Here is a 6,688-nt window from a genome sequence, read left to right as displayed (position 1 = left end):
CTCAGGCCGCAGTCGGTAACCTCGCGCATACAGCCGGGCAGTGACGTCATCGTCTGCGCGGAAATGGACGAACAGTGGGGATACGTCGGGGCTAAATCGCGCCAGCGCTGGCTGTTTTACGCGTATGACAGGCTCCGGAAGACGGTTGTTGCGCACGTATTCGGTGAACGCACTATGGCGACGCTGGGGCGTCTTATGAGCCTGCTGTCACCCTTTGACGTGGTGATATGGATGACGGATGGCTGGCCGCTGTATGAATCCCGCCTGAAGGGAAAGCTGCACGTAATCAGCAAGCGATATACGCAGCGAATTGAGCGGCATAACCTGAATCTGAGGCAGCACCTGGCACGGCTGGGACGGAAGTCGCTGTCGTTCTCAAAATCGGTGGAGCTGCATGACAAAGTCATCGGGCATTATCTGAACATAAAACACTATCAATAAGTTGGAGTCATTACCCTTCGAGAGATATACTCTCATATATATCATTTTCGATTTTATCATCAAATGTGTGGAATTCATTCAGAGTAAGCTCTTCCAACATTTTTCTATGTTTTATACAGTAATTAACAGCGCTGCCAACAATATGGTGAGCTTCTCTAAAAGGAATGCCTTTACGAACCAGGTAGTCAGCCATATCGGTTGCGTTTGAAAATCCTCTTGCCGCTGCGCTGCGAGTATTATCTGAAAGAATAACCATTTTTTCGAGCATCGGCGCCATAATTTTCAGACTGGTCTGTAAGGTATCCATAGAGTCATAGACCTGCTCTTTATCCTCACTCATATCAGTATTATAGGCCAGAGGGATACCTTTCATAATGGTCAACATCGCCATTAGATTTCCGTACATACGCCCCCCTTTGCCGCGCATTTTTTCAGCCACGTCGGGGTTTTTCTTCTGTGGCATGATGCTGGAACCGGTACAGAAATCATCTGAAAGCTCAATAAACTTAAAATCCTGACTTGAGAATAAAACCAGTTCTTCTGACAAACGGGTAAGATGCATAAAGCACATAGCAGCGGCGGCAGTGAATTCAACCATATGGTCACGATCGCTGACAGAATCAATACTGTTTTCAGTCGGTTTGTCAAAGCCAAGCTCTTTAGCCGTGAAATCACGATCAATGGGGAAAGTAGTACCGGCAAGGGCTGCTGAACCTAAAGGGCATTCCCCCATGCGTTGATAAAGGTCTGCAAAACGAGTCCAGTCACGGCGTAACATCCAATAATATGCCATTATCCAGTGCGACAGCAGAATAGGCTGACCGGTCTGTAAATGAGTATAGCCAGGCATGATCGCATTAATGTTATTTTCAGCCTTGCTGATAATAACTTTTTGTAGATGAACGATATCCTGCTGAATTTCACGAATAGTCGATCTCATGTGCATTTTCGAATCGACAGTCGTCTGGTCATTACGACTGCGGCCGGTATGTAGCTTCCCGCCTACAGGACCAATTATTTCTGTCATACGTCTTTCTATCGCCATATGAATATCTTCATCAACGGTATCAAAAACGAATTGCCCTTCCTCAATCTCTTTATTGACCTGCCTTAACCCGCCAATAATCGCATTCGCTTCATCCTGCGTGATAATCCCCTGACGGCCCAGCATAGTGGCGTGAGCAATACTCCCCTGAATATCAAAAGGGCAGAGACGTTGTTCCAGCATAATGGTCGCATTATAAGATTCGACCAGTTTATTTGTAGGCATATCAAAACGCCCACCCCATAATTTTGTAGACATAAAACCTCCAATGACCCTTTGTTGCAAAATAGTTAAATATGAATTCCGTTATTTTTCGGTCATTTTCAGATTACAAGACAGTCATTTTAATTGTCAACAAATGAAGGCATTAAATCAATTTATAGCGAAATTAATTACACTTATTATTTATTTTGTTTTCATAAATTGCATTTAAAAACCTGATCTTCCTCACATTTAAATTGTGATTTAATTCAGATATATTCAGAATTTTTAAAGTAATAAATTGGTATTAATAGTTTATTAATTCTAAATAATTCCATTTAATACCGTTGTCATAACCGAGAAACTGGCAGGTAAATAATAATGAACGTGGGAGGTGATTTTTCAGGATAAGCGTCAACGCGAGTGCATTATCAGCATAGCGGACGTTGGGTGATTCAGGGGAGAGCTATATTGTGCCAGATGGCGGCATCAGCGCCATCTGGCATCAAAAAATTACAGGGCCAGCAAACGATCCAGCGATGGCGCGAAATAATAGCCGCCGGTCACCGGTTTAGTGAAGCGCAGCATCGCATCGCGCTTGCCGTCAGTGTCGCCAAACATGCTCAGCAGTTGCTGCTCGATGTTGTGCAAACGGGCGCAATAGGCACAGAAATAGAGGCCGTGTGTACCGCTGGCGGTACCGTATGGCAGGCTCTGGCGCACAATTTTCAGTCCTTTACCGTCTTCTTTGAGATCGACGCGGCTCAGGTGAGAAGTAACCGGACGGTCATCACCGTCGATCTCTTCGTTGGCTTCCTTGGTACGCCCAATCATCATTTCCTGGTCATGAATGCTCATGCGGTTAAGCTGCTTCAGGTTATGTTCCCAACGCTGCACAAACACATAGCTGCCACCAGCATCCACGCCATCTTTAATAACCGCGACTTCACGGCGCGTTTCAACGCCTGCCGGGTTTTCCGTTCCGTCAACAAAGCCGCTGAGATCGCGCTCTTCAACCCAACGGAAACCGTGGATCTCTTCTTTGACTTCAATACTGTCGCCAAAGGCTTCCATTGCCGCCTGTGCAACGGAGAAATTCACGTCATGACGCAAAGAGAGAATATGAATCAGCACATCATACTGGGTAGCTGGCGCAAGACCTTTACCGTAAGGGATAAAGTCTTTTAACTCTTCTGCGCCAACGCCGCCGCTCAGTGTACGCCAGGTGTTGTTGCCAAAAGCAACAACCGCGCCCAGATGCGCATCCGGGAACTTCGCTTCAAAGGTCGCCAGCTTATCGGCGAAGGTTTTGCTGGCCCCACGCAGGGCCTCAACGTCGCCTTTAACATTGGCTTCAATCCAAATCGCCGCACGGCAATGTTCTGGCAAAATGCCACTCTGAACCTGAGACATTGTTCCTCCTGAAAAAAAAGATGCCACGACATCGTGGCATTGATGGGCGCTATTCTACCTGTTTTTTTAACAAGCCGATTTGTTCAGACGCAAATTAACGCCGCCAGATAATTTTGCTTACTTTCCATGCTTTCAACGTATCGTCAGACGGCATTAAGCCCTCAGGCCCGCTCCACTCACCGGAAAAGATGTAGCTAATATGTTGACTTCCCTCAGCTTTGCATTCAACGCCCGCGCTGTCATCGCCAGTCGCCTTCTGACAATTACCAAAGGCTTTAGTGTAAAGGTCGCTAAACGGTGTACCGATTTCGACACCCGCAGAAGAGGGAATATCGCTGTCGACTACATCAATACGGCTAATCGTTCCCTGATTGCCATTGATAACCATCGCCAGCTTGTCATCTTTCATCGCTTCATAAAAGCGCACCACATTACCGTTATCGGTCTTCATCCCGCTACGCAGGCGGTAATCACCGTCCAGCGCATCAGCAATGGTTTTTTCATCCAGCGGGGTTGCGCCAGTTAACGCTCCGACGCCCTGCTCAGTGACCTGCGTTGAAGAACCAAACCAGTTCCACGGATTGGCGGCAGACCAGTTCACCGATGACAACGTTGAACACCCGGTCAATAGCAGCGGCATCGCGCATAAAGTCAAACGCAGTGATTTCATTTCACTTCCTTCCTTATTTATCAACGTTGCTTGGAGTCCGGTTTCGCCAAAAAGTGCCGTTATTCTTTCTCGAGGGAAAAACAGGCGCGCAGACGTTGATTAGTTAACAGCCAGATCAGCGCAACGACATCCGCCACCAGCAGCGCCAGCCCGACACCGTTGACCGGATCGCCTGCCAGCCACATCACCGGCTGCCAGCACAGTAGCACCAGTTGAGCGAGGATCAGTAATCCTCGCAGCCAGCGCCATACCACCGGAAACGCAAAGCGTCGCCCGCTGAGTAAAAATGCCAATACCGCGGGAACGCCTGGAAGCAAACCCAGCCAGAAAGCGTCGTGATCGGGATAAAACAGATTCAGCAGCGTGTTGCCCTGCTCGCGGGAAGAACCGGCAATCACAAACAGAACCCAAGTGCGCGCCTGCAGCAGCAGCACGCACCAGAAGAGAAAAGGCAGGCGCAGACGCCCATGAGCGTCATAGTCGGCCGGATGAAACTCAGTACTCTTCATCTTCGATCAAACGCTTGCCCAGATTGAGTACATCCGCATGTTCATAACCCAGACGTTCATACATACCCTGTACGACGTCATTATCGTCACGCACCATGATTTGAATCTTCGGACAACCGCGGGCAATGAGCTTTTTCTCCAGCCGGTTGAGCAGCGCATTGGCAATGCCGCGACCGCGAAACTCAGGATGCACGCCCAGGTAATAGGCCGAGCCGCGATGCCCGTCATATCCGCCCATCACCGTACCGACCACCTCGCCATTCACTTCAGCGACCAGGAACAAGCTGACGTCATGATTGACTTTACGCTCAATGTCCATTTCAGGGTCGTTCCATGGACGCAGCAAATCACAGCGCTCCCAGAGGGTGATCACCTCTTCGAAATCTTCCTGGCGAAAAACGCGTATTTCCATGGTATTGGTTACCTTTTCAGGACGTTAAAAAGCGATTATGGCGCGAACGGCTGATTTAGCCAATATCTGACGCGAAGCGGCGGAAAAAATGGCATAATACGGAATTGTCACGTATTGAAATGAAAAGTAAAACAATTCTTATCCCGATCCGTCGCAACGGACAACGCGATACGATATAACGTTTAGAACCTTTTTTTACAACTCAGGCCGTATGAGCACTTTTAAACCACTAAAAACACTCACATCGCGCCGCCAGGTGTTGAAAGCCGGGCTGGCCGCCCTAACGCTGTCAGGCATGTCGCAAGCCATCGCTAAAGAAGAAGCGCTTAAGACCAGCAATGGGCACAGCAAACCGAAAGCGAAAAAAGCCGGCGCTAAGCGCGTTGTTGTCCTTGATCCGGGTCACGGAGGGATTGATACCGGCGCAATTGGTCGCAATGGGTCGAAGGAAAAGCACGTGGTACTGGCGATTGCCAAAAACGTGCGCTCGATTCTACGCAACCAGGGGATTGATGCGCGCCTGACGCGCTCCGGCGATACATTTATTCCGCTTTACGATCGCGTCGAGATCGCTCATAAGCATGGCGCTGACCTGTTCATGTCGATTCACGCCGATGGTTTTACCAATCCGAGCGCTGCAGGTGCGTCGGTCTTTGCGTTGTCCAATCGCGGTGCCAGTAGCGCCATGGCGAAGTATCTGTCCGATCGTGAAAACCGGGCCGATGAAGTGGCCGGGAAGAAGACCACCGATAAAGACCATTTGCTGCAGCAGGTGCTGTTCGATCTGGTGCAAACGGATACCATTAAAAACAGCCTGACGTTAGGCTCGCATATTCTCAAGAAGATCAAGCCGGTACATCGTCTTCACAGTCGCAGCACGGAACAAGCCGCCTTCGTGGTGCTAAAATCACCATCAATTCCGTCGGTACTGGTCGAAACCTCGTTCATTACCAACCCGGAAGAAGAACGTCTGCTGGGCACGGCGGCATTTCGCCAGAAAATCGCCACCGCTATCGCCAATGGCATCATCAGCTATTTCCACTGGTTTGATAACCAGAAAGCACACTCGAAGAAACGTTAACCATGAAGCCCGATGCACAGCGCGTAAAACAGTTCCTGCTCAGCCTGCAAGATGATATTTGCCAGCAGTTATCCGCCGTAGACGGCGCCGAGTTTGTTGAGGATAACTGGCAACGTGAAGCAGGCGGCGGCGGGCGCAGCCGGGTGCTGCGTAACGGCGGTATTTTCGAGCAAGCGGGCGTCAACTTCTCCCACGTTCACGGCGAGGCAATGCCGGCCTCGGCTACCGCACATCGCCCCGAGCTTGCGGGACGCAGCTTTGAGGCCATGGGCGTCTCGCTGGTGGTACATCCGCAGAATCCCTACATTCCGACCAGTCACGCCAACGTGCGATTTTTTATCGCGGAAAAACCGGGCACTGACCCGGTCTGGTGGTTTGGCGGCGGCTTTGACTTAACGCCCTACTACGGCTTTGATGAGGATGCAGTTCACTGGCACCGCACGGCGCGAGATCTGTGCCAGCCGTTCGGCGAAGACGTTTATCCCCGTTACAAGAAGTGGTGCGATGACTACTTCTTCCTCAAGCATCGCAACGAACAGCGCGGCATTGGCGGGCTGTTTTTCGATGATTTGAATACGCCGGATTTCGACCACAGCTTCGCCTTTATGCAGGCGGTAGGTCAAGGCTATACCGAAGCGTATCTGCCCATCGTTGAGCGCCGCAAAGCAATGAGCTGGGGCGAACGTGAACGCAATTTTCAGCTTTACCGTCGCGGACGCTATGTGGAATTTAACCTGGTGTGGGATCGCGGCACGTTATTCGGTCTGCAGACCGGCGGCCGTACGGAATCGATTCTGATGTCGATGCCGCCGCTGGTGCGCTGGGAGTATGACTGGCAGCCGGAAGCGAACAGCCCGGAAGCCGCCCTTAGCGCGTTTATTCAGGTTCGCGACTGGGTGTAACCCCAGACAATACC

Annotated in this window: 7 protein-coding genes and 1 pseudogene; 3 read left to right on the top strand and 5 right to left on the bottom strand. The window is 50.3% G+C overall.

Annotated features, from left to right (window positions below; all coding sequences use genetic code 11):
- Nucleotides 1-441: pseudogene (locus OGV38_RS01025) on the top strand (IS1-like element IS1B family transposase); the annotation flags it as partial.
- Between the two features lie 10 nt (nt 442-451).
- On the opposite strand, the gene argH reads toward OGV38_RS01025, so the two are convergent.
- From argH to OGV38_RS01000, 5 genes are all read right to left on the bottom strand, one after another.
- Nucleotides 452-1,744, bottom strand: a complete 1,293-nt coding sequence (argH, locus tag OGV38_RS01020) for an argininosuccinate lyase (RefSeq protein ID WP_286472850.1) — start codon at nt 1,742-1,744, stop codon at nt 452-454.
- Nucleotides 1,745-2,200: 456 nt separating this feature from the next.
- A complete protein-coding gene (gene yfeX, locus OGV38_RS01015; RefSeq protein WP_049041039.1) occupies nt 2,201-3,100 on the bottom strand; it encodes a porphyrinogen peroxidase in 900 nt (299 codons plus the stop codon).
- A 94-nt stretch (nt 3,101-3,194) separates the two neighbouring features.
- A complete protein-coding gene (locus OGV38_RS01010) occupies nt 3,195-3,770 on the bottom strand; it encodes an RpoE-regulated lipoprotein (protein ID WP_053388615.1) in 576 nt (191 codons plus the stop codon).
- A gap of 59 nt (nt 3,771-3,829) precedes the next feature.
- A complete protein-coding gene (locus OGV38_RS01005) occupies nt 3,830-4,279 on the bottom strand; it encodes a DUF2919 domain-containing protein (protein ID WP_016157098.1) in 450 nt (149 codons plus the stop codon).
- Nucleotides 4,266-4,691, bottom strand: coding sequence for a GNAT family acetyltransferase (locus tag OGV38_RS01000; protein ID WP_003038048.1), 426 nt, complete (start codon nt 4,689-4,691; stop codon nt 4,266-4,268). Before OGV38_RS01000 ends, OGV38_RS01005 begins: the two co-directional genes overlap by 14 nt.
- A 211-nt stretch (nt 4,692-4,902) precedes the next feature.
- Between OGV38_RS01000 and amiA the strand changes: the two genes are divergently transcribed.
- Entirely contained in the window at nt 4,903-5,772 is an 870-nt protein-coding gene (gene amiA / locus OGV38_RS00995; protein WP_016153942.1) for an N-acetylmuramoyl-L-alanine amidase AmiA, read from the top strand.
- 2 nt (nt 5,773-5,774) lie between these two features.
- The gene (gene hemF, locus OGV38_RS00990) at nt 5,775-6,674 is read left to right on the top strand and encodes an oxygen-dependent coproporphyrinogen oxidase (protein ID WP_016157099.1); all 900 of its coding nucleotides are present in this window, start codon (nt 5,775-5,777) and stop codon (nt 6,672-6,674) included.
- Nucleotides 6,675-6,688: the final 14 nt, after the last annotated feature.

It is taken from the genome of Citrobacter sp. Cb080, from assembly GCF_030334745.1.
Classification (GTDB): domain Bacteria; phylum Pseudomonadota; class Gammaproteobacteria; order Enterobacterales; family Enterobacteriaceae; genus Citrobacter; species Citrobacter braakii.
This window is presented reverse-complemented; position numbering and strand designations above follow the sequence as displayed.

What these genes read in the sequence shown, in the direction of transcription:
- argH (WP_286472850.1), bottom strand. Translation starts at nt 1,744, where the DNA reads ATGTCTACAAAATTATGGGGTGGGCGTTTTGATATGCCTACAAATAAA.
- yfeX (WP_049041039.1), bottom strand. Translation starts at nt 3,100, where the DNA reads ATGTCTCAGGTTCAGAGTGGCATTTTGCCAGAACATTGCCGTGCGGCG.
- OGV38_RS01010 (WP_053388615.1), bottom strand. Translation starts at nt 3,770, where the DNA reads ATGAAATCACTGCGTTTGACTTTATGCGCGATGCCGCTGCTATTGACC.
- OGV38_RS01005 (WP_016157098.1), bottom strand. Translation starts at nt 4,279, where the DNA reads ATGAAGAGTACTGAGTTTCATCCGGCCGACTATGACGCTCATGGGCGT.
- OGV38_RS01000 (WP_003038048.1), bottom strand. Translation starts at nt 4,691, where the DNA reads ATGGAAATACGCGTTTTTCGCCAGGAAGATTTCGAAGAGGTGATCACC.
- amiA (WP_016153942.1), top strand. Translation starts at nt 4,903, where the DNA reads ATGAGCACTTTTAAACCACTAAAAACACTCACATCGCGCCGCCAGGTG.
- hemF (WP_016157099.1), top strand. Translation starts at nt 5,775, where the DNA reads ATGAAGCCCGATGCACAGCGCGTAAAACAGTTCCTGCTCAGCCTGCAA.